The sequence below is a fragment of the Beutenbergia cavernae DSM 12333 genome (genome assembly GCF_000023105.1).
Taxonomy (GTDB): domain Bacteria; phylum Actinomycetota; class Actinomycetes; order Actinomycetales; family Beutenbergiaceae; genus Beutenbergia; species Beutenbergia cavernae.
Genome location: NC_012669.1, coordinates 4,131,122 through 4,151,636, shown reverse-complemented (window position 1 = coordinate 4,151,636; position 20,515 = coordinate 4,131,122). Strand labels below are relative to the sequence as shown.

Here is a 20,515-nt window from a genome sequence, read left to right as displayed (position 1 = left end):
ACTCAGGCGCCGCCGTCGTCCTTCGGAACGACCGAAGAGCCACCGGGAGCGACAGCGACCCGGCCCCGACGACGTCGGACGACCCAGGTGACGAGAGCAGCCGGCACCCCGATCACCAGGAGCCACGGGAGCAGCGCGCCCGTCACCGCGAGCACCACACCCACGAACGACACCAGGGCACGCCACCCGTTCGCGATGCCCCCGGTGAAGCCGCTCGGCTCGATGGTCGGCTCGGACTCCGCGACGAACGTGACGTCCAGCGTCGACATCGCCACCTGGTCGGCCAGGTAGTCCCGCTCCGACTGCAGCGACTCCAGCTCCGCCTGCCGCTCGCTGAGCGCCGACTCGGCCGCCAGCAGGTCCGACGAGTCCTCGGCACCGGCCATGATCTCGAGCAGCCTGTCCGTGGACGTCTCGAGCGCGGCGATGCGCGCGTCCAGGTCCTGTGCCGCTTCGGTGACGTCGGTGCTCTCCTGGTTGAGGTCGCGCACCTCACCGAGGTCGTCGAGCGAGTCGATGACCGTGGTCAGGTCGTCGGAGGGGACCCGGACCGTCACGCTCGCCGACGGCGAGACCGCCGCGACGTCGTCGCCGGCCTGTTCGCTCCGGCGCTCCACCCGACCGCCGGCGCCCTCCGCCGTGTCGGCGAGCTCGTCCGCCGCCGCCGCCGGGTCCTCGACCAGCACGGACGCCATCGCCGTGGTGATGACCTGCCGCACCTCGCCGTCGGTGTCCTGCGCCGGCGCCTCGCGATCCGCTGCGGCTTCCTCGGCCCCGGCCCCTTCGTTCGCGCCCATGTCGCCGCCGCCGTCGGCGCCCTCGATGCCGTCGTCGCCCGAGCTGCCGCCACCACCGCTGCACCCCACCAGCAGGATCGCCCCGAGGAAGATCGCGACCACCGCGCCGCCGACGCCTCGCACCACCCTGTGCCCCTGAGTCATGCCGGAACGGTAGGGGGCGCGCTCGCGCGGCGGGTCGGTCGTTGCCGAGTTGACACCGAATCGAGGCGCGAGCGTGACCGCGGTCCGGGTGGTGGTGCCGTCCTCGGAACCCTGAGCGCGTCTCATGCCGGGTCTATGTGCCGGACGGGGGGTATCCCGACACGTCGTGCATCCCCGACGGCGTCGGTGCTAGCCGGCAGGGCCTCCGTCCCCGGAGCCGGCGGCGATGAGGTCGAGGTCGCGCACGGCGTACCGGTGGTGGTTCCACTCCTCGTCGAAGATGACCCGGAGGCAGTCGAGCACCGTCATGGTGTCGGCGTTGGGAGCGTCGTCCCACATCGCCGACCCGCACACGCGGGCGAGCTCCTCCGGGGTGACCCGGGCGAGGAACTCGCGCACCATCGCCACGCGCCCCGCCCGCGCCTCGAGCACCTCGTCGAACGAGACGGGCGCATCCTTCGCCACGAGCCCGAACTCCTCCTCATGGCCCTGGGCCTCCCAGAACAGCACCCCCAGCCGGTTGAACGGCGACTCGTCCTTGAGGATCGCGTACCGGAGCCAGCCGTCGATGGACAGCACCAGGTGGCGGAGCGTCTGCGCGAACGAGAACTCGCCGTCGACGGACCTCTCCGGCGTCCCGGGCGGCATCGCTCCGACCCGCTCGAGCGTCGTCTCCCACATCGCCTCGAGCGCCGCCCACCCGGATCGGAGCTCCTCCGGCGTCGTCGCCGAGAACACGGCACGCTCCGGGTGGCGCCGGTCGAGCTCCGCCATGACGAGCGGCGCGACCTCGACACCCCAGACCGTGAGGCCACCGATCATCCCGTCGATGTCCGCCCCCGCGAGGAACGAGCCACGCACCCTGATCCCGGCGAGATTCGCGTCGCGGAACACCGCGCCGTGGAGATCCGCGCGGAAGAACTCCGCATCCACCAGGTCGTCGTCGGCGGTGAAGCGCACCATGGCTGGACGCTACGCGTGGGTACCGACAACGCGCAGTCCGGGCCACCGCACCGCCGCCCACCGCCCCCAGCTCTCGTACCCCTCGGGCGGCGGCGGCACCGCCCCGCCGTCGAGCTCCGCCCCGTCCGGCTCCTCGAACACAGCGCGGCCGGCGTCGAGCTCCGCGTCGGTCAGCAGCTCCTGCGACGGGTCGCTCCGCACCCGCGCGCCGACCCGCTCGCGCTGCTCCGCGGCGCCCACCGGGCGGTACTCGACGACGCACGGGCTCCCGCACTGCTGGGCGATCCAGCGCAGGGCGCTGCGCTCGTCGCGTCCCCACAGCCCGAAGTCCACGACGACGTTCGTCCCCGCCGTCAGCGCCGGCACCGCGAGGTCCAGCAGGAAGCCCTCGAGGGTGTCGCGCAGGTCGCCGATCTGCAGCGTGCCGAGCAGCGCCATCGCCCACTCGTCCGGGGTCAGCCTCAGGGCGGCGTGCTCGCGTTCGAGCGCCCGCGCCCGGGTCGTCTTCCCCGCGCCCGGCAAGCCCACCATCAGCCACATCACGACGGCGATCCTAAGATGGCCCGATGACCACCGGCGCCCTCGAGTCCCTGACCGCGGGCACCCTCGTGCCGTTCGGCGGAGACCGCTTCACCGTCGTCGACGACGCCCTCGCCGCGGCGTTCGCCCCCGGCGACGCCCTCCACGTCGATCCCGCCACGGGCCAGCTCCTGCACGTCCCGGGCGAGGTGCGGCGCGTCGTCACGGAGCAGGTCGACGCCGCCGTCGCCGCGTTCGAGACGGTGCGCGCCGCCCCCCGCTCCCGGCTGCGGACCTTCTTCACGGCGTTCGCCGACGCCCTCGCCGACGACGCCGTCTGGTCCGGCATCGAGGCCGCCAACGCGGCCGACGTCGAGCGCGCCCACGACGCCGGCCGCAGCACCACCCGCCTCGCCGTCACCCCCCGCATGCGCGAGGACATGGTCGCCGGGCTGCGCGAGTGGGACGCGATCCTCGGGGGCGGCGGCGCCGGCGCAGACGACGCCGGTATCGCGGCATCCGGGGACGACGACGGCGGTGCGCCGCTCGGCGGCGACGTGCAGCTCGTGCGCCACGACGGCTGGGAGGTCGAGGTCGTGCCGGCGCCGCTCGGCGTCGTCGCGTTCGTGTTCGAGGGGCGGCCGAACGTCTTCGCCGACGCCGCGGGTGTGCTCGCCACCGGGAACACCGCCGTCCTGCGCATCGGCGGCGACGCTCTCGGCACCGCCGAGGCGATCCGCGACGGCGCTCTGCGTCCCGCGCTCGCGGCGGCCGGGCTGCCCGAGGGCGCCGTCAGCCTCCTCCCCGTGCGTGACCGCTCCGCCGGTTGGGCCCTCTTCTCCGACGCCCGGCTCGCCCTCGCCGTCGCGCGTGGGTCCGGTCCGGCCGTGACCCAGCTGAGCGGAGTCGCACGCTCCGCCGGCGTGCCGGTCAGCGCGCACGGCACGGGCGGCGCCTGGCTCGTGGCCGACGCCACGGCTGACGTCGAGCGGTTCGCCGGCGCCGTCCGGCACTCCCTGGATCGCAAGGTGTGCAACACGCTCAACGTGGCGGCCGTCGTCGCCGAGCGGGCGGCCGAGCTCGTGCCCGTGCTGCTCGCCGCCGCCGACGAGGCCGCTGCCGCACGTTCCGGCACGGCCCGCGTGCACGTCGTCGCGGGCAGCGAGCGCTGGCTCCCCGCGGGCGAGCTCGACCGCCGCATCGAGGTGCACCGCGCCGACGGCGTGCACACCGAGCCCCGCGCGAGCCTGCTGCCCGAGGCGGAGCTCGGCACCGAGTGGGAGTGGGAGGACACGCCGGAGCTGACGCTCGTCGTCGTCGACGACGTGGCCGACGCCGTCGCCCTCTTCAACCGCCACAGCCCGCACTTCGTCGCGTCGCTCATCAGCTCCGACGCCGCCGCCCACGCGGACTTCCGGGACGCCGTCGACGCCCCGTTCGTCGGCGACGGCTTCACGCGCTGGGTGGACGGGCAGTACGCCCTCGCGCAGCCGGAGCTGGGGCTCTCGAACTGGGAGCACGGGCGGCTCCTCGCGCGCGCCGGGATCCTCACGGGCGCCGACCTCACGACCCGCCGCGTCTTCGCCCACCACGACTCCGCGCACCAGCACCGCTGAGGTCGGTCTTGACGCGCGGCCGCTTCACGCCGTGCGCAGGACCTCGCGCGCGAACCTGGTGGACGCCTCCCGCAGGTGCGCGGTCCGCCGCTCGACCATCTCCACGCGGACGGCCTCCACGTTCGAACCCGCCTCGGCGCTCGTCGGCGGTCGGCGCACGTTCTGCGAGCACCGGAACTCGGTGCAGATGAGCGTGCCGATCGTGTCGCCGCGTCGTCCCGCGGCTCCGCCCCGGCGCGCGACGTACAGCGTGACGTCGTCGGTCACCACGATGTCCTCGCACCAGGCACACACGGCGCGGCGGCGGACGCGCCCGGCGCCTGGGTCGGCGGCGCGGAGCCGGACCCCGACCGGTGCGCCGTCGAGCTCGAGCACGACGTAGGCGACGAGCGCCGCCTTGCGGTCGCGCCACCCGAGGTAGTCGAGGCGGTCCCAGCGCAGCGCGCCGAGGTCGGGGAGGACGGCGTTGGCGACCTCGCGGCGTGAGGCGTTCACGAAGGAGTCGCGGATCTGCTTCTCGGTCAGGGGGTTCATGTCAGGACTTCTCTCCGGGTCGTCGGACCAGGTGCCCGACGGCGGCGCGGCAGCATGCCGCGAGCGCGCGGGTCACGTGGGGGATCGGGGATCCCGCGACGCAGGGCCTCCGCCGGCGGTCGGGGAGGCCGCGACCGCCGCGTCCGCACGCCGGATCCACCCGAGGGCGCCATCGGCGCGGGTGGAGCGAGGTCGTGCGGGTGTCAGCGGTGCGCGTCGCGGGGACGCGGCGAGCCTGAGCAGGCCCGAGGGGCCACCCCGCAGCCCGCGGTGACGCTCCGCATGCGTTCGCTCCTCGTCCGACACTGCCGCGGGCGTCCTGATCCGCGCGGCGACCATCGATGGTACAGCCGCCGGCTCCGACCCGGATCCGCCCGCGTGCGTGGACGGGCTGTGGGGATCGGGCGCAGATCCGCCGACGACGTGCGTCCCGCGGCTCTGGAGCGTCGTCTCGCCTGGTGGAGTGCCCACGTGGGCGATCCAGGAGAGACCAGTGCGGCGCTGCCGGGACCGGGTCGGCGGCGGGCGGCGCTCGTGCTGGCGGGCGCCGTCGTCGTCGGCCTCGCGATCCAGCTCGTCCGAGACCTGCCGGGGAGCGATGTCGCCGGCACCCTCGCCTACGGCGTCGCGGCCGTCGGCCTCGCGGGGGTGCTGTGGCCGCGCCGCGGTGCCCTGCTGCCGGGCGTGGTCGGCACCGGCGCCGCGACCGCCGTCGAGCTCGCCCAGCTCACGGGGATCCCGGCCGCGCTCGCGGCACACGTGCCCGCCGTGTCGCTCCTCCTCGGGCGGAGCTTCGACCCCGTCGACGTGATCACGCTCGTCGCCGGCGGCGCCGTCGCGACGGTGGCGCTGGCGAGCCGGTCACACGCCCACCTGCCCGGCTCCGGCCCCAACGCGAGATCCGAGGCCTGAAAACGATTGCTGGCCGCCTGCGCAGGCCCTACGGTCACGACGTGCGCGTGCTGCCCGACGAGGAGCTGCCGTCGCCCGGTGACCGGGGCGGCGTCGCGTACCTGTTCTGGCTGGCGCGCCGTCAGTGGCCGACCATGCTCTGCGGCGTCGCGTTCGACCTCGTGTGGCTGCTCGGCCTGGCGGTCACGCCGTGGGCCGTGGGGCGTGCGATCGACGACGGCATCCTCGGCGGCGACTACGACGCCCTCCTGCGCTGGGCCGGTCTGCTGCTGGTGGTCGCGCTCGTGCGCGCCTGGGCCGAGGCGATGCGCAACCGCGCCGGGATCTCCAACTGGAACCAGGCGGCGTTCCGGTCCGTGCAGCTTCTCGGGCACCACCTGACGCGCACGGGCGGGGCGGTGAACCGGACACACGCCGTGGGCGAGGTCCTCGCGGTGCAGGGCGACGCGTTCACGCTGGCCCGTGCCTACTTCCTGCTCGGCGGCCTGACGTCGGCGATCGCGAGCTACGTCGTCGTCGCCGTCATCGTCCTGCGGACCTCGGTGCCGCTCGGGGTCTTCGTGCTGGTCGGTGTGCCCGTGTTCGGCGCGCTCGTCTCGCTCGTGGCACGACCGCTGCACCGCGCCCAGCAGGCGCAGCGCAAGGCCAGCGGCGAGATGACGGAGGTGGCGGCCGACGCCGTCGCCGGCCTCCGCGTGCTGCGGGGCATCGGCGGCGAGCCGCAGTTCCTCGAGCGGTACCGCGAGCGGTCGGCGCGCACGCTCCGCACCGGATGGGCCATGGCTCGCCCCGTCGCGCTGCTCGAGGGCCTCCAGGTGCTGCTCGGCGGGATCCTCGTGGTCGTCCTGACCTGGGTCGGGGGCGTGCTCGTGGTGCGGGGCGACCTGCAGCCCGGCGAGCTCGTCACGTTCTACGGGTACGCCGCGTTCCTCCTGACTCCCGTGAACCTGGTCGCGGACAACCTCATGACGGTCGTGCCCGCCGTCGTCGGCGCCGGCCGACTCACCGGCCTCCTGCGCACCCGCAGCGCGACCCACGACGTCGGGACGGCGGCGCCGCCGTCGCCGGGAGCCGCCCTCGCGGACGCCGGAACGGGCGTGGAGGTGCCGCCGCGCGGCCTGGTCGGGCTCGTCTCCTCCGACCTCGTCGAGCCGCGGCGCCTGCTCGAGCGGCTCGCGCGCACCGACGATGCGGCGCTCGCGACCAGTCCCGTGCGGTGGGGCGGCGTCGACACCCGCGACATCCCGCTCCGCGACGTCCGCGCCCGCATCATGCTCGTCGACAGCCACCCGCACCTGTACGCCGGCACGCTCCGCGACGCCGTCGACCCGTTCGGGCGGCACACCGAGCGGCAGGTGCTCGACGCCGTCGACGCCGCCTCGGCGCACGACGTGCTCGACTCCCGCCCCGACGGGATCGACGGCGAGCTCCTGGAGGGCGGCCGGGACCTCTCGGGCGGCCAGCGGCAGCGGGTCGGCCTCGTGCGCGCCCTGCTCGCCGACCCCGAGGTGCTCCTGCTCGACGACCCGACCTCCGCCGTCGACGCGCACACCGAGGACCGCATCGCTGCCGGCCTGGTGACGTACCGCCGCGCGGACTCAGCGACGGTCGTCGCCACCACCAGCCCCGTGGTGCTGAGCCGGGCCGACGTCGTCCACTGGTTCGACGACGGCCGCGTGCTCACCGGAACGCACACCGAGCTCAGTGCGGACGCCGGGTACCGGCGCGCCGTGCTGCGCGCCCAGGCCACGAGCGCGGTGGGCGACGGCGATGGCTGAGACAGCGTTCGCCGTCGCCCCGCCCGCCGCCGTCCTGCGCGCCGGCCGTGCCCTGGTCCGCCGGCACCGGGGGCGCCTCGCCGTCGTCACCGCCACGTTCCTGCTCGCGGCCGGGTGCGGGCTCGTCGGACCGTGGGCGGTGGGCCGGATCGTCGACGAGGTGAGCGGCGACGGCGGCGTCGACGCCGTGGCGCGCTACGGCGTCGTGATGGCGATCGCCCTCGCGGGCCAGGCGGCGTTCTCGGCGCTCGCCGGGCTCATCGGCATGCGCACCGGCGAGCGCGTGTTCGCCGACCTGCGCGAGAGCTTCATGACCGCCGTGACCCGCCTGCCGCTCGGCGCGGTCGAACGCGCGGGGACGGGCGACCTCGTGACCCGGACCACCCGCGACGTCGGCATGGTCTCCGACACCGTCAGGTTCGGCCTTCCGCAGCTCCTCCAGCTGGTGGTCACCGTCGTCGCGACAGTCGTGGCGGCGGTCCTCGTCGACGCGCGGGTCAGCCTGGCCATGCTCGTGATCCTGCTCGTCGGGCCGGTCGTCGTCTGGTACCTGCGCCGTTCCCGTCCCGTGTGGGAGCGGGTCGGCGCCGCGTTCTCGGACGTCGGGGAGGACGTGTCCGCCAACGCGCGATCCGCCCGCGACATCGACCTGCTCGGCCTCGACGGCGTCCGTCGCGACGCCGTCGACTCCTCGCTCCGCGGCCTGTATCGGGCGCGGCGTCACGAGGTCTTCCTCCGCACCGTGCTCATCCCGTCGACGAACCTGGCGTTCTCCGTGCCGCTCGTGGTCACGCTGCTGTGGGGCGGGTGGCTCGCGGAGCGCGGGATGGCGACGGCGGGCGCCGTCGCCGCCGTCGTGCTCTACAACGGGCAGCTCGCGCGGCCCGTGGAGCAGCTCATCGACTGGGTGGACGAGCTGCAGCAGAGCTGGGTGTCGTACGCCCGGATCCTGGGCGTCGAGTCCGACGTCGAGCGCGGGGTCGCCGCGTCGGAGGACGCTGCGAGCCTGCAGGGCGCGCTCGAGCTCGACCGGGTGACGTTCGCCTACCGGCCGGGCGAGGACGTGCTGCACGGTGTGTCCTTGGCGACGACGCCGGGGGAGCGCCTCGCCGTCGTCGGGCCCTCCGGCTCGGGCAAGTCCACGATCGCGCGGCTCATGAGCGGGATCGACCGGCCCCGGACCGGCGCGGTGCGCATCGGGGGCGTCGACCTCGCGGGCTTCGGCGCCCAGGAGGTCCGGCGCACGGTGTGCCTGGTGACCCAGGAGCACCACGTGTTCGTCGGCACGCTCGCGGAGAACCTGCGGCTGGCCCGCCGCGGCGCCACCGACGGCGAGCTCGAGGGGGCGCTGCGCGCCGTCGGCGTCGACTGGCAGGGGGAGCTGGACGACGGGCTCGACACCTCGGTCGGCGCCGGCGGCCTGGCGCTCACGCCGGTGCAGGCGCAGCAGGTGGCGCTCGCTCGGGTGCTCCTGCTGGATCCCGACATCCTCGTGCTGGACGAGGCGACGTCGATGTTCGACGCGACCAGCGCGCGCACGTCGGAACGTGCGGTGTCCGCCGCGCTCGCCGGGCGCACCGTCGTCGCCATCGCGCATCGTCTGCAGACCGCGGCCGACGCCGACCGGGTGGCGGTGGTGGTCGACGGACGGGTGCTGGAGCTCGGCTCCCACGACGAGCTCCTCGACGCCGACGGCGAGTACGCCCGCCTGTGGCGCGCCTGGCAGGGCTGACTCGAGCGCTCGATCAGCGGGCGCGCGACTCCCCGACGCCGGCGGGCGGCAGCGTCGGCACGTCGGTGGGGTAGAGGCCGGCGACGAAGCCGTAGACCTGGTCGCCGGACCGTGGGATCTGGCTGAATCGGCGGGCCACCTCCTGGACCTCGGCCCAGAACGTCCGGACCTCCTCGACCGGGATCCGAGCGTGGACCAACAGGCACCGCAGGTCGTCGGCGGCATGGGCGGGAGCGGCCTCGCGGGCGGCCTCGGCGAGCCCGTTCATGGTCGCGACGGTGGCCTTGTCGGTGTCGGACGAGAGCGCCCCGACGTAGTACGTCCGCGCGGCCCGGCCGTAGAACCGCTCGTCGATCGCGCGGACCCGACGCGTGCGGACGACGCGGAGCAGGCCGGCGTCGACGAGCCGCGCGACGTGGTGCGCGACGGTGCTCTTCGGGCGGCCGACGGCGGCAGCCATCTCGGTCACCGTCGCGGCACGTTCGAGGACCAGCTCCAGGAGCCTGCCGCGCAGGGGGTCGGCCATGGCCTTGAGCGCCTGAGGGGCGGTGACCACGAGGAGGTCGTCGAGCTCGTAGTCCGGGATCCCGGTATTGATCGACATATGCGGACCGTTCTACGGTTGTGGGACGTTCGCTCATCATGACAGGAAGGGGCCTCGAGATGGCCGAGATCGTGCTGTTCCACCACGTGCAAGGGCTGACCGAGGGGCTGCGTCGCCTGGCAGCACTCCTCGAGGACGACGGGCACACCGTGCACCTGCCCGACCTGTTCGGCGGCCGCACGTTCGAGACGATCCCCGACGGGATCGCGTTTCAGCAGTCCCTCGACGAGGACGAGACGGCGCGCGCCGTCGCCGCCGTGATCGATCCGCTTCCCGCCGATCTGGCGTACATCGGGTTCTCCTGGGGTGTCCAGTACGCGCAGCGCTTCACGCAGACGCGCGACGGCGCCCGCGGGGGCGTGTTCTTCGACTCGTGCCTCCCGCTCACCGGCGACTGGGCGTTCGGTCCGTGGCCCGACGGCGTCCCGGTGCAGATCCACGGCAAGGAGGACGACGAGTTCTTCGCGCACGAGGGCGACATCGATGCCGCCCGCGAGATCGTCGCGACCATCGGGCCGGAGCTCGCCGAGCTGTACGTCTACCCCGGCGACCAGCACCTGTTCGCCGACTCCTCGCTCGCGTCGTACGACCCGGAGGCAGCGGCTCTCGCGATCGAGCGGACGCGGGCGTTCCTGACGCGCATCTCCTAGCCGCAGCAGGTGCCGCCGGCGCTCACGGCTGTGGGAGGGTCGCCCCATGCGTCTGAGCACCGTCGACCAGCTCCTCGACCTGCTCGACGGCGTGGTCGCCGCCCACGAGCGCGGCGACCGCACCTCGCGGGACGCCGCGCCGTTCTGGGAGCGGATGCTGACGCAGCCCGGGCACCCTCTCGCCACCACGCTCCCGGACGAGCCCCTCGTCGACTGGCTCGCTCGCGGCCTGCTCGGCGAGCTCGACGGCGCGCGGGTCCTCGACGTCGGGTGCGGCAACGGGCGGAACGCGGCCTGGCTGGCGGGCCAGGGTGCGCACGTGACCGGCATCGACATCGCCGCCGGCCTGCTCGACGCCGTCCGGCCCCGCATGCCCGACGGCGTCACCCTGATCCCTGCCGACGTCCTGCGCGACGAGCTGCCGGACGGCGTCTTCGACCTGGTCTACGACTCCGGCTGCTTCCACCACCTGGCGCCGCACCGCCGGATCACCTATCTGGACCGGGTGATGCCGCTCGTCGCCGCCGGAGGGCGGTACGGGATCGTCGCGTTCGCGCAGGAGCGGCAGCCCAGCGCGGCCGACGCCGAGATCGTCGTCAGCGGCGACACCGGCGGCGGCATGTCGTTCTCCGAGGGGGACCTCGCCGCCATCTTCGGCGGAGCGCTGCACCCGCTCGAGGTCCGCGCCGTGCGGGACGACGTGGACGGCACCTTCGGCGCCGACTTCCTCAACGCCGCGCTCTTCGCGAACGAGCCGCACTGACGGGTGCGCTGTACCTCAGCCTCCCGATCTCGAGCCAGCTCGCGTGCACGGTGCCGAGGTGCCGACTCTCGTGAGCGGCGCGCACCCACGGCTCCGCCGGGAGGAACGCGTAGAGCTGGCCCCAGTCGTCGTCGAGAGGCGTGCGAGACAGACCTCCGCGGCCGACGACGTCGCCCGTCACCCGGTCGTAGGCGATCCACTTGTGGACGCCGTGGACGCGCCACGCCTCGCCCCAGGACGCCGCCCACTGCTCGACGTCCTCGCGGCTCGGCCGGTCGGTGCCGTACCACCGCGAGACCTCGTCGTGGACGAGCCACAGGTCGGCGGCGTTCGCCGGGCCGACCGGCTCGAGCCGCAGGCGCGGCGTGAGCACCGATCGACCGGCCTCGGCATAGCGCGGCCGCTCCGCGTCTCGATCCTCCACACCCGGAAGACTGCCTCGGCGCTCGTCGGCGGCGCACGGGAGTTCGGGCAGCCCTCCTACGATGATCGCGTGACCGAGTCCACGCCGTCGGAGCCGCGGCTGCGCATCCGCTGGGGCTGGATCATCGGGTGCATCGTGCTCGGTCTCGCGGGGATCTCGGTGGGGTTCGGGCTCATCGCGCCGGGTGATCGCCGGGGGTACGTCGCGAGCGTGCTCGCGGGAGTCGGCACGACGCTGCTGCTCGTCGGGATCGTCGTGCTCCTGGAACGACGGATCGTCGACACGGCCGCGAAGGCCGTGCGGCGGGCCGTGGACGCCGAGCGGGAGGCGAGCAGCGCGCGGATCGAACGGCTCACCAGCGAGCTCGAGGACCGGCTGTCCGCGGAGTGGGCCCGGGCCGACGGCGAGGATGTGAAGGCGATGAAGCGGCGGACCGTCGAGCTCACCGACGAGACGGTCGAGCGGATCGTCGACGAGGCGAACGCGTCCGCGGAGGAGGGCAAGCGCCACGCCGACGCCGAGGGCGAGGGCGAGGGCGGTCGTCAGGCGTGAGCGTGATGAGCGCCCCGGAGATCCACGACGTGGCTGTCCACCTGGGTGGGCACGACCCATCTGATCCCGCAACCTTCGGGCCACTTCCGGGACGCCGACTCGGCGACGTCGTCTCCTACGAGATCGGCGCCGCCGAGCTACACGACGTGGCCGGGCAGGGACCGCGTCGAGCGCAAGTTCCTGCTGCTGGACGTGGGGGTCTCGTTCGGGTTGCCCTGCTGGTCGGGCTTCCGGCGACCCGACGGCACGGTGTTCGAGCTCCCCGCCGAGGCGGAGGGCGCGTGGTATGTCGATCTCGTCAGCGTCGAGCACGCTGACCCGGGCACGATCGTCGTCCGCGACTTGTTCATCGACATGATGCTCACGCCCGGCAGGCAGCCTCGGACCCTCGACCTGGACGAGATCGCCGACGCCCACGACGCGGGGTGGATCAGCACCGAGCAGCTACTCGACGCGTTGCGCCGGTGGCAGTGGTTCCTCGACCGGTACGTGCACGCCGCCCGGTTTCCGCAGGCGGAGCCGACCGACTTCCCGCCTGCGGCGATCGCACCGCTGGCCAGCATTCCGGGGCGGTTCGGCCCGCCGGTGTCGTGGCCGGAGCCCGGTGACGAGGGGACCTGACCGGGCACGCATCCGATGGCGTGAGGCCACTGGTCGCTGGGCTGCGTTGCTGGGCGCCGGCCTCAACCAGTTGAGGTCCCGGCCAGCGGGCTCGCACCCGGACGACCGTAGATCGCGTGCTGGAGCCCCCGGATGTATCCGGTGGCGAAGAGACGGCCCAGGACGCCGTAGCCGGGACGGTCGTTCGACTCGCCCTCGAGCGTCGGCACGTGGTCCGGCCGCAGGGGGCCCGAGAACCCGACGTCCCGGTACGCGCGGAGGCACGCGCCCATATCGGTCTGCCCGTCGTCGTGGAACGCCTCGACGAAGTCGTCAGCCCGTCCGCGTAGGTCGCGGAAGTGCACGAACGCGATCGCGTCGCTTCCGCCGAGCTCGCGGATGGCGGCTGGGACGTCGTCGGTCATGAGCGCGAAGTTGCCCTGGCAGAACGTGATGGCGTTGCTCGGGGAGGAGCTCGTCCGCAGGAGCCTTCGGTAGGCGTCGAGCGAGCTGATGATTCGGGGTACCCCCCGCAACGCCGGGAGCGGCGGGTCGTCGGGATGGAGCGCCAGGCGCACGCCTGCCTCTTCGGCGTCGGGGAGCACGGCGTCCAGGAAGTAGGCGAGCGCGTCCCAGAGCACGTCGGGCGTCACCCCGGCGGGATCAGTGAGCGGCGGAAGGTCCGCCGTGTCGCTGAGTCGAAAGCCGGTCACGAGGGCTCCGCCCCGTGTGGGGACGGCGCTCCGGGTCCGAGCCCAGCTGGAGAAGGCCATCCAGTTGTAGCAGAGCACCGGGATCCCCAGGCGACCCATGGCGCGGACCTGGGTGAGAATGTGCTCGATCTGCTCGTCCCTGCCGGGCAGTCCCAGGCGGACGGCGTCCATCGGTGCCGTGTCCTCGATCGCGGCCACGGTGAAGCCATGGGTCGCGAACAGCTCCATGTCCGCTCGGAGCGACGCCTCGGTCCACGGTTCCTCACCGACGGCCCAGGAGGTCGTACCGGCTGCGCCGCCGACCGCCGCATACATCCGCTGTTCCTGTTCGGCGCCGCGCATCACGGCCACGACGTGCTCGACGCCGACCTGGCGCAGGAGCGGCCACCACGGTTCGGGCCGCGGGGACAGGAACTCACTCAGCTGGAACATGGGCTCTCTCAGATCGAACGGTTGGCGAACGGGGAGGGTCGTGGCGGGCCGGCGTCACGCGGTACCGGGATCGGGTGCGTATCGCACGAGGTGCTGGGAGTAGCCGCCATCGACGGTCAGGGTCGTGCCGGTGACGTACCGGCTGGCCGGGCCGGCGAGGAACAGTGCGGCCTGGGCGACGTCGTCAACGTCACCCACGCGTCCCAGCGGGATCCAGCGAGCGAACCGCTCCTCGCCCACCTGGTGGATGAGGTGGTCGTTCATCGAGGTGCGGACAGCGCCCGGGGCGAGGTTGTTGATGCGGACCCCGCGGGGGCCGAGCTCGATCGCTGCGGTACGGGTGAACGCGGCGAGCGCGGCCTTCGCGGCGGCATAGCCGCCGTTGGCCTCGACCGGCACGGACTCGTGGATCGAGGTCACGTTGACGATCGCCGCGCCGTCCGACCGCTCGAGGTGCGGGAGCGCGAGCCTGATGATCTCGACAGGCGCCTGGACGTTGACGCGAAGCAGTCGCGTCAGGATCTCGGGCACGAGCGCGTCGACGGCGGCCTCGACCTCGAAACCCGCGTTGTTCACGACAACGTCGAGCTGGCCGCCTTCGGTCGCCGCATCGACGATGCGGGCGGGCGCGCCAGGGTCTTCGAGGTCGGCAGCGACGAAGCTGCCGGAGAGCTCGAGAGCGAGCCGGTTCCCGGCGTCGGCGTCGCGCCCGTGCAGCACGACGGTGGCACCCGCGGCGGCGAAGGCTCGCGCGATGCTCCTGCCGATGCCGTGGGTGGCACCGGTCACCAGGACGCGGCGGCCGGCGAGCTCGGTGTGGTCCGTCATGTCTGCTCCAGCTGGATCGAGAGTCGGGTGGTGCGATCCGTCCCGGGTTCGAGGATCGGGGCGCAGCCCTGCGCGCGGTCGTGCGCCGCCCCGCCCACGCCGCAGTTCGCCGGCTCGATCGCCATGACGTACGCCCCTGGCGCGCGCCGTCGCCACCGGTGCACGCGCGGGAGCGTCGCCGACAGCCAACGGATCGTCGCGGACATCCCCAGCCGGGGAGACGTCACAGTCGCCGCGGCCCACCCCTCGTCGTCGGCGTCCACGTCGAGCTCGACCACGTCGTCGGCCGCGTCCTCCGGCTCGCCCATCGTCGACACGACGGCGTCGCCGTCCCCACGTGTGGCCACCTCGGAGGCGGGTCCGAGGAAGGGGTACCCGACGTTGACGTGGTACAGCACAGGCGCCTGGACCGCTCGGGGCGATTCGTTGCGCGTGACATCCTCGAGCTCCACGAGACCTGACCCCAGGTGGAACGTCCACGTCCTGTCGACTCGCAGCAGGCGTCCGATGCCGTTGTTCTCGTGGACGACACCCGTGACGACGAGGCGGCCGTCGCCGGCACCTCCCGAGACCGTGACCCGCTCCGCGGGGTTCTCCGTGAAGCGCCCGTGCTGACCGTGGCCGTCGGCCGGGCTGCCCACGTTCTGCAGCCCGCACGTCGTGACGAGACCGCCCTCCCACCCGAGGTGCCAGCCCTGATCGTCGTCCGCGTAGCCCCGGGAACGGGGACCTGGCGCTGCGGTCCAGGAGATGGGTTGACCTGCGAACCACGCCCGGCCGAGGTCCATGCCGCGGTCGAGCAGCAGGCGAGCATGGATGCCGCCCGCCGGCGCGACGTGCATCACACGGCTGCCCGAGCCGGTCCCGTCGTCGCGACGGAAGGTGGCGACATCGGCCAGCTGGTCGTCGTGCGCCGTGAACCGGAGCAGCTCGTCGATGCTCACGAGATCCGTGCCGTCACAGCACACCGAACGTGGCGAACGCCTCGGTGGCCGACATGCCCTCGGCGACGGCCCGACGGAACGCGTTCTCGCCTCGCCGCTTGTCGAGAGCGGCTCGGACCGTCCCAGCTGCGACGGCCTGCGGGACGACGACGACGCCGTCGGAGTCGGCGACGATGAGGTCGCCGCGCTCGATGCGCACGCCGTCCACGACGCACGGCACGCCGTGCGCGACGATCTCGTGCCGTCCCATGCTGTCGTACGGGATCGTCCCCGCGGAGACCACGGGGAACCCGAGCTCGCGGACCGCCCGGGTGTCGCGCACCAGCCCGTCCGTGATGGCGCCGGCAGCGCCGCGGGCGAGGCAGACGGTCGACAGCAGCTCACCCCAGACCGCGATGTCCGCGGCCCGATGTGTGGCGGTCACGAAGACCTCGTCCCTCCCGATCGCGTCCAGGGCTGCGACGAGGCCGCGGAACGGCTCGGCCGGCACGTCGTAGACGCGCTGGATCGTGACCGGGAACGCGTACCCGGCGAGCACGCGGGTCGGGTCGAGCAGCGCGAGGCCGGTGCCCAGGCACTGATGGCGTAGCCCCTGCGCGTCGAGGGCGTCGGACAGCAACGCGGACGTGAGGTGGGTGCGGACTGCTGTCAGGTCGACGTCCGGTCGGGGGTCGGTCATGTCGGGTCCCTTCGAGATCAGGCGGGTCGGGCGAGGCGGACGGTCTGGACCCGCCACGGCGGCAGGGTGAGGTTCACACGGCCGCCGGCCGACGGGGCGTTGCCCACGACCACGCCCTGCAGGTCGACGAGGGCGACGTCGTCGCGTGCGAGCGTCCCGGTGAGGACGACGGCGGCGTCCGTCTCGCTCTGGTTGACCAGCCGCACGCAGGCCGCCCCTTCCTCGTCCAGGAACAGGGCCGACACCCGGACGTCGTCGCCGGCGTTGCCCAGGACGCTGATCGGCTGGGCCGCGCCGAGGACGACGCGCGGTGCGCGCCATCGCTCGTCGGCCAGGCGCGCCGGCACCAGGGGGTCGTCTCCCGGGACGAGCTGGAACTGGAACTGCCACGTGGTGCGACCGGGATTCGTCCAGTGCAGGCGGCGGTCGCCGCACGACGCCGGCGTCCGCAGCAGGACGGCGGACGTCTCGCCGTCGTGGCTGCGGAACGCCGGGTGCTCCGTCAGCACGGCGACGGTGAGCGGTCCGGAGGCGGGACGCAAGGTTCCTGCCACCCAGTGCTGGACCTCGCGGTAGGACGCGCGGTCCTCGGGCGAGATCTCGTCGCGCTGGAAGGGGCGTGACCCGTCCGGAACAGCGTCCCAGTCGGAACCGTGGAACGGCGTCCCGTAGCGCACGGCGGAGCGTGGGCTGCCGCCGAGCATCGGAAGCCTGACCTGCCAGTCCTCGAGCGCCGGCCACTCGACGTCGATGTCCACGTCGACCGTGCCGTTGTGCGCCCAGGTCGTCACGACCTGACGCCACCTCACCCCCAACAGGTCCCACCCGAGGAGGACCTGCGCGCACAGCGGTCCGGAGGAGAGCATGCGCACGGAGTCGAGCGTCGCGCGCGTGCGCTCGGACTCGTCGGTGGCGAGCGTGACGTCGTTCCCGAGCTCGCGGACCGCGTACGGGAGCTCTGCGACGGTCGTCTCGGTGCCCGTCGCAGGGTCGGAGATGGTGGTCGCTCCGGTGGCCCGGTCGATGTGCACGAGAGTGTGGGCGGTCGCGACGACCACGGCGTCGTCGTCCTCGCGGACGTCCAGCCGGTCCGCCGCAGCCCGCGTGACGAGCTCGTGCAGGCCGATGTCGGCCGGGACGTCGGCCAGGAGGGCGAGGCGCGCATCCCCGTTCGCCGAGGCAACCTCCTGCCAGTGGTCAGCCGGGAGCGCGTCCACGGCGGTACGCAGCGGCATCGTCAGCTCGGGCTCGGCGACGAGCAGCTCGGCGCCCCCGAACCGGGTCGTGAGCACGAGCGGTCGGTCCGCGCCGCCGGACGAGGCCGCGTGCGCGAGCACCTCGCGGGCGTAGACACGGGCCCGATCGTGGCGCACCTTCTTCTGGAAGACGGAGAGCGCGCCGTCCTCGCCTCCCCCGTTGTGGTCCTGGGTGAAGACGTGCATCCGCCAGAGCCACTCGAACTCGCGCCCGCTCGGGGCGAGGTCATCCGTCGCGAAGAAGGCGTCCTCGCCGTAGAGGCCACGCCACCGGCTCGCGCTCTCCGGGAGCGGCGTTCGGCCAGCGGCTGCCGCGAGCACGGCGGCCGTCTCCGCGTCGAGCAGGTCCCGTTCGAGAGCACGGACACGGTGGAAGAACCGCATCTCCTCGTCGGGTGCGACGCCCCACACGCTGGGGAAGCTGCCCGTGTGCTCCAGGAGGGGCACCGGGTCGTCAAGGTACGGCTGCATGACCGTTGCCGGGACGGCGTAGTCGATCGTCACCTCCGGGAGCCCTCCCCGGTACTGCTCGATGTAGGCGCGCTGGTCCTTCCCGTACCGCGTGATGAAGTCCTCTGGCCCCGTGAGGTCGCCCGCTGAACCGGACATGGCAACCGTGCCGTGCGGGTACCGTCCGCGGAGGTCCTCGTGAGAGAGGGTGGCTCCGCCTGTGAAGAGTCCCTCCGCCGTCGGCTCGAGCGAGTCGGGGAGGAAGGGGACGAAGACGTAGTGCACCGGCCACGTCAGCATGTGCAGCGCGGTGCCGTCGGGTGCGACGTGACGCCAGATCCGTCCCTCGTGGAAGACCTTGCGCGACGTGACGTAGTACTCGACGCCCGCCTGCGCATACAGCTGCGACGTCTGGGCGTTGAGACCGGGTAGGTCGGGGTGAGCGGCAAGCCGGGTCTCGATCCCGAGGCGCTCCTTCGCCCACCGGCGCCCGATCTGGATGTTGCGGATGATGGACTCGCCGAGAACGAGGTTCTCCCACCTGTCGATGTACGCGCCGCCGATCTCGAGGCGCCCTTCGGCCAGGAGCCGACGCACGAGCGGTTCGTAATGCGGGTGGGTCCGGAGGAAGTGCTCCGCGAAGATCGCTGTGTCGACGACGAACGTCTCGTCGCCTGACTCCTCCGCCCGGTCCAGGTATCGCCGGATGAGGTCGTCGCCGCGCGCGAGGCAGTTGCGGTAGTCGCCGAGCCAGAACAGGTCGAGGTGGGACGTCGGGATGACACTGATGCGGTCGATATCGAGCACGATGCGGGGAGCCTCTCTTTGTCAGCCTTTGACGGCGCCGGAGATGCCGTCTGCGAAGTACTTCTGGAGCAGGAAGAAGAGCAGGAGCGGTGGGAGGGAGGCGATGCTCGCCGCGGCGAGGAGGTAGCCCCAGTTGGTGGTGTGCTGGCCGATCACCGACGCGAGCGCGACGGGCACCGTCTGGTTGTTGCTGCTGAGCAGGACGAGTGCGAACAACAGCTCGCTCCACACCCCGATGACGCACCAGATCGCGACGGCTGCCACCCCCGGTGCCGCCATCGGGACGACGATGCGGAAGAGCGTCGTGAGGGGCCGCGCTCCGTCCACGCTCGCCGCCTCCACGACCTCCCGGGGCACCGATGCGAAGTGCCCCGTGATGATCCAGACGGCGACCGGGAGCTGGAAGGCGACGTACACGAGCGTGATGCCGGGCAGGGAGTCCATGAGCCCGAGCTGCCGCCACATGATGAAGACGGGCACGAGCGTCGCTGCCTGCGGCAGGAGCTGGGTCACGAAGCTCATGGACAACAGGCTCGACGACGCTCGGAACCGCAGGTGGGTCGCCGCGTAGGCGGACAGGGAGCCGAGCACGACGACCGCGATCGTGGTGGCGACCGCAATCCCGAGTGACCGCACGGAAGCGGCAGGAATGGTGCCGTTCTCGAAGACGGCACCGAACTGCTCGAGCGTCATCTCGTGGGGCCAGAGCGTGGCGGGTATCGCCGCCTGCTCCGTGGTCGGCTTCAGTGCTGTGGCCACCATCCAGTAGAGCGGCAGCAGAGAACCGAGGAGCACCACGGAGATGACGGCGCCCGCGCCCCACGGGCGCCGCCGTGTCCTCCGGCGAGGAGAGCGGGAGGGCACGGCAGCCGTGCTCGGGGGCGTCGCGGTGCGGACGGCGGTCATCAGCGGACCTCCCGACGTGCGACGCGGAAGTATGCGCCGATGGCGATCCCTGTCACCAGGACCGACAGGACCGAGTACGTGGCCGCCTGGTCGAACCTGCTGAACTTGAGGGAGGACTGCCAGATCGCGAACGGCAGGGTGGTCGTCGCGTTGTCAGGGCCTCCGTTGGTCAGGAGGTAGACGAGGTCGAAGTAGTTGAACGTCCAGATGAAGGCGAGCAGCGCCGTCGTCACGAGCACCGGGCGGATCCCCGGCAGCAGCACGTGCCAGACGATGCGCGGATAGCTCGCGCCATCGACCCGGGCGGCCTCGACGCCCTCCTTCGGGACTGTCTTCAGTCCGGCCGAGATCATCAGGATCCAGTACGCCGCGGACTTCCACGTGTTCGCGACGATGAGCGCACCCATCGCCAGCACGGGGTCCGAGAGCCACTCCACCGGTCCGATCCCCACCGTCGCGAGGAACGCGTTCGCCATGCCGTTCGTGGGGTTCAGGATCGACAGCCAGATGGCACCGACCGCGACGGCCGGGATGACCCACGGGGCGAGGAGCAGGGGTCGCAGCACGCGACTGCCCCGCGGAAAGCGCTCGAGCGCCAGAGCGGCCGCGAGTCCCACCACGAACTGGAGCACGAGGGACCCGAGCGTGAACACCAACGTCCGGCCGAGAGTTCCGAGCAGCGCACCCTGTCGCAGCACCTCCGCGTAGTTGGCGAGCCCGACGAACGTGCCGTCCTCCGGGCTGAGCCGGTCGATGTGGAGGCTCAGCCAGACGTTGTACCCGAGCGGGTACAGGAGCAGGACGGCGAGGGCGACGAATGCCGGAAGGGCATAGGGCCACGCCGTCGGGCGGCGGACCGTGGGCGCCCGCCGACCGACGGCGAGCTCGGTCACGACACGTCCGAACTCTCGA

The 20,515-nt window shown here is 73.0% G+C and carries 21 protein-coding genes; 8 read left to right on the top strand and 13 right to left on the bottom strand.

Going from position 1 to position 20,515, the window contains the following annotated elements; genetic code table 11:
- Positions 1-2: 2 nt before the first annotated feature.
- The 3 genes from BCAV_RS21845 to BCAV_RS18795 all read right to left on the bottom strand — a co-directional run bounded on the left by BCAV_RS21845 (position 3) and on the right by BCAV_RS18795 (position 2,444).
- A complete protein-coding gene (locus BCAV_RS21845; RefSeq protein ID WP_187292830.1) occupies positions 3-941 on the bottom strand; it encodes a DUF4349 domain-containing protein in 939 nt (312 codons plus the stop codon).
- Between the two features lie 189 nt (positions 942-1,130).
- Positions 1,131-1,904: a DinB family protein gene (locus tag BCAV_RS18800; protein ID WP_015884211.1), complete on the bottom strand. Its 774-nt coding sequence runs from the start codon at positions 1,902-1,904 to the stop codon at positions 1,131-1,133.
- 9 nt (positions 1,905-1,913) lie between these two features.
- The gene (locus BCAV_RS18795) at positions 1,914-2,444 is read right to left on the bottom strand and encodes an ATP-binding protein (RefSeq protein WP_043350610.1); all 531 of its coding nucleotides are present in this window, start codon (positions 2,442-2,444) and stop codon (positions 1,914-1,916) included.
- A gap of 26 nt (positions 2,445-2,470) precedes the next feature.
- Here BCAV_RS18795 and BCAV_RS18790 point away from each other — a divergent pair, with 26 nt between their 5' ends.
- A complete protein-coding gene (locus tag BCAV_RS18790; RefSeq protein WP_015884209.1) occupies positions 2,471-4,039 on the top strand; it encodes an aldehyde dehydrogenase family protein in 1,569 nt (522 codons plus the stop codon).
- A 24-nt stretch (positions 4,040-4,063) separates the two neighbouring features.
- Here the strand turns inward: BCAV_RS18790 and BCAV_RS18785 are convergent, their stop codons facing one another.
- Positions 4,064-4,573, bottom strand: coding sequence for an FBP domain-containing protein (locus tag BCAV_RS18785; protein ID WP_015884208.1), 510 nt, complete (start codon positions 4,571-4,573; stop codon positions 4,064-4,066).
- A gap of 471 nt (positions 4,574-5,044) precedes the next feature.
- Here BCAV_RS18785 and BCAV_RS23050 point away from each other — a divergent pair, with 471 nt between their 5' ends.
- From BCAV_RS23050 to BCAV_RS18770, 3 genes are read left to right on the top strand one after another with little or no spacing between them, the layout of a single operon-like run.
- Positions 5,045-5,485, top strand: coding sequence for a DUF2809 domain-containing protein (locus BCAV_RS23050; protein ID WP_187292829.1), 441 nt, complete (start codon positions 5,045-5,047; stop codon positions 5,483-5,485).
- 41 nt (positions 5,486-5,526) lie between these two features.
- On the top strand, positions 5,527-7,263 hold the full coding sequence (locus BCAV_RS18775) for an ABC transporter ATP-binding protein (protein WP_015884206.1): 1,737 nt from the start codon (positions 5,527-5,529) through the stop codon (positions 7,261-7,263).
- Entirely contained in the window at positions 7,256-8,995 is a 1,740-nt protein-coding gene (locus tag BCAV_RS18770) for an ABC transporter ATP-binding protein (RefSeq protein ID WP_015884205.1), read from the top strand. The genes BCAV_RS18775 and BCAV_RS18770 overlap by 8 nt, the downstream gene beginning before the upstream one ends.
- Positions 8,996-9,008: 13 nt before the next feature.
- On the opposite strand, the gene BCAV_RS18765 is transcribed toward BCAV_RS18770, so the two are convergent.
- On the bottom strand, positions 9,009-9,599 hold the full coding sequence (locus BCAV_RS18765; RefSeq protein ID WP_015884204.1) for an ArsR/SmtB family transcription factor: 591 nt from the start codon (positions 9,597-9,599) through the stop codon (positions 9,009-9,011).
- Between the two features lie 38 nt (positions 9,600-9,637).
- On the opposite strand from BCAV_RS18765, the gene BCAV_RS18760 reads away from it, so the two are divergent.
- Both BCAV_RS18760 and BCAV_RS18755 read left to right on the top strand, forming a co-directional pair.
- Entirely contained in the window at positions 9,638-10,249 is a 612-nt protein-coding gene (locus BCAV_RS18760; RefSeq protein ID WP_245528891.1) for a dienelactone hydrolase family protein, read from the top strand.
- A gap of 46 nt (positions 10,250-10,295) precedes the next feature.
- Positions 10,296-11,012 (top strand): class I SAM-dependent methyltransferase, encoded by a 717-nt coding sequence (locus BCAV_RS18755; protein ID WP_015884202.1) that lies wholly within the window; start codon positions 10,296-10,298, stop codon positions 11,010-11,012.
- Here BCAV_RS18755 and BCAV_RS23045 read toward each other — a convergent pair.
- Positions 10,978-11,436 carry a GNAT family N-acetyltransferase gene (locus tag BCAV_RS23045; RefSeq protein ID WP_187292828.1) on the bottom strand — a complete coding sequence of 153 codons (459 nt, stop codon included), beginning with the start codon at positions 11,434-11,436 and terminating at the stop codon, positions 10,978-10,980. The genes BCAV_RS18755 and BCAV_RS23045 overlap by 35 nt on opposite strands.
- Positions 11,437-11,505: 69 nt before the next feature.
- Here BCAV_RS23045 and BCAV_RS21835 point away from each other — a divergent pair, with 69 nt between their 5' ends.
- Positions 11,506-11,988 carry a hypothetical protein gene (locus BCAV_RS21835; RefSeq protein WP_015884200.1) on the top strand — a complete coding sequence of 161 codons (483 nt, stop codon included), beginning with the start codon at positions 11,506-11,508 and terminating at the stop codon, positions 11,986-11,988.
- Positions 11,989-12,033: 45 nt separating this feature from the next.
- Positions 12,034-12,609, top strand: coding sequence for a ribonuclease FAU-1 family protein (locus BCAV_RS18745; RefSeq protein ID WP_015884199.1), 576 nt, complete (start codon positions 12,034-12,036; stop codon positions 12,607-12,609).
- 62 nt (positions 12,610-12,671) lie between these two features.
- On the opposite strand, the gene BCAV_RS18740 is transcribed toward BCAV_RS18745, so the two are convergent.
- The 7 genes from BCAV_RS18740 to BCAV_RS18710 are packed head-to-tail and all read right to left on the bottom strand — an operon-like array spanning position 12,672 to position 20,496.
- Positions 12,672-13,733: a mannonate dehydratase gene (locus BCAV_RS18740; RefSeq protein WP_015884198.1), complete on the bottom strand. Its 1,062-nt coding sequence runs from the start codon at positions 13,731-13,733 to the stop codon at positions 12,672-12,674.
- Between the two features lie 54 nt (positions 13,734-13,787).
- Entirely contained in the window at positions 13,788-14,561 is a 774-nt protein-coding gene (locus tag BCAV_RS18735; RefSeq protein ID WP_015884197.1) for an SDR family NAD(P)-dependent oxidoreductase, read from the bottom strand.
- A complete protein-coding gene (locus tag BCAV_RS18730) occupies positions 14,558-15,505 on the bottom strand; it encodes an aldose 1-epimerase family protein (RefSeq protein WP_043347535.1) in 948 nt (315 codons plus the stop codon). Before BCAV_RS18730 ends, BCAV_RS18735 begins: the two co-directional genes overlap by 4 nt.
- Positions 15,506-15,518: 13 nt before the next feature.
- Positions 15,519-16,184 (bottom strand): RraA family protein, encoded by a 666-nt coding sequence (locus tag BCAV_RS18725; RefSeq protein ID WP_015884195.1) that lies wholly within the window; start codon positions 16,182-16,184, stop codon positions 15,519-15,521.
- A gap of 17 nt (positions 16,185-16,201) precedes the next feature.
- Positions 16,202-18,697, bottom strand: coding sequence for a glycoside hydrolase family 38 N-terminal domain-containing protein (locus tag BCAV_RS18720; protein ID WP_015884194.1), 2,496 nt, complete (start codon positions 18,695-18,697; stop codon positions 16,202-16,204).
- A gap of 21 nt (positions 18,698-18,718) precedes the next feature.
- On the bottom strand, positions 18,719-19,603 hold the full coding sequence (locus tag BCAV_RS18715) for a carbohydrate ABC transporter permease (protein WP_015884193.1): 885 nt from the start codon (positions 19,601-19,603) through the stop codon (positions 18,719-18,721).
- Entirely contained in the window at positions 19,603-20,496 is an 894-nt protein-coding gene (locus BCAV_RS18710) for a carbohydrate ABC transporter permease (RefSeq protein WP_015884192.1), read from the bottom strand. Before BCAV_RS18710 ends, BCAV_RS18715 begins: the two co-directional genes overlap by 1 nt.
- Positions 20,497-20,515: the final 19 nt, after the last annotated feature.

Coding starts and splice junctions, on each gene's coding strand:
- BCAV_RS18770 (WP_015884205.1), top strand. CDS start 7,256: ATGGCTGAGACAGCGTTCGCCGTCGCCCCGCCCGCCGCCGTCCTGCGC.
- BCAV_RS18735 (WP_015884197.1), bottom strand. CDS start 14,561: ATGACGGACCACACCGAGCTCGCCGGCCGCCGCGTCCTGGTGACCGGT.
- BCAV_RS18715 (WP_015884193.1), bottom strand. CDS start 19,603: ATGACCGCCGTCCGCACCGCGACGCCCCCGAGCACGGCTGCCGTGCCC.
- BCAV_RS18725 (WP_015884195.1), bottom strand. CDS start 16,184: ATGACCGACCCCCGACCGGACGTCGACCTGACAGCAGTCCGCACCCAC.
- BCAV_RS18795 (WP_043350610.1), bottom strand. CDS start 2,444: ATGTGGCTGATGGTGGGCTTGCCGGGCGCGGGGAAGACGACCCGGGCG.
- BCAV_RS18740 (WP_015884198.1), bottom strand. CDS start 13,733: ATGTTCCAGCTGAGTGAGTTCCTGTCCCCGCGGCCCGAACCGTGGTGG.
- BCAV_RS18800 (WP_015884211.1), bottom strand. CDS start 1,904: ATGGTGCGCTTCACCGCCGACGACGACCTGGTGGATGCGGAGTTCTTC.
- BCAV_RS18760 (WP_245528891.1), top strand. CDS start 9,638: ATGACAGGAAGGGGCCTCGAGATGGCCGAGATCGTGCTGTTCCACCAC.
- BCAV_RS21845 (WP_187292830.1), bottom strand. CDS start 941: ATGACTCAGGGGCACAGGGTGGTGCGAGGCGTCGGCGGCGCGGTGGTC.
- BCAV_RS18765 (WP_015884204.1), bottom strand. CDS start 9,599: ATGTCGATCAATACCGGGATCCCGGACTACGAGCTCGACGACCTCCTC.
- BCAV_RS18790 (WP_015884209.1), top strand. CDS start 2,471: ATGACCACCGGCGCCCTCGAGTCCCTGACCGCGGGCACCCTCGTGCCG.
- BCAV_RS18755 (WP_015884202.1), top strand. CDS start 10,296: ATGCGTCTGAGCACCGTCGACCAGCTCCTCGACCTGCTCGACGGCGTG.
- BCAV_RS18785 (WP_015884208.1), bottom strand. CDS start 4,573: ATGAACCCCCTGACCGAGAAGCAGATCCGCGACTCCTTCGTGAACGCC.